The 371-nt window shown below is 58.8% G+C and carries 1 protein-coding gene; it reads left to right on the forward strand.

The window, feature by feature from the left end; genetic code table 11:
* Window positions 1–371 (forward strand): serine hydrolase (locus tag KEM60_RS14740; RefSeq protein WP_219108584.1); only part of this gene is annotated, 371 nt, incomplete at both ends.

The following is a 371-nucleotide window of genomic DNA, read 5'->3' on the forward strand; positions in this document are numbered from 1 at the left end:
GCCGATGGAAGCTGGACACCACCGTCGAATCAGTCCTCCCCGGGCTACTCCCCGGCGACTACGGCAAAGTCACCCTCAAACAACTCCTCAGCCACACCAGCGGCATCCCCGAATACATGGCGAGCTTCATTGACGACCCTGGTGACAGCGACGCCGCCCTGAAGGTCACTAGCAAAAAACACACTCCTGAGGAACTCGTTAAATCGGCGCGAAAGCTCGAGTGGGACACCAAGCCGGGTGCTGAGCACGACTACAACAACACCAACTACGTCGTCGCCGGGATGATGGTGGAAAAGATCACCGGCAAGAAGATCAGCACCCTTCTGAAGGAACGCATCTTCCCCACCAGCGGCGGCATGCGCAGCTCCTAC

Source organism: Austwickia sp. TVS 96-490-7B (assembly GCF_019331795.1).
In the GTDB taxonomy this organism is placed as follows: Bacteria; Actinomycetota; Actinomycetes; order Actinomycetales; family Dermatophilaceae; genus Austwickia.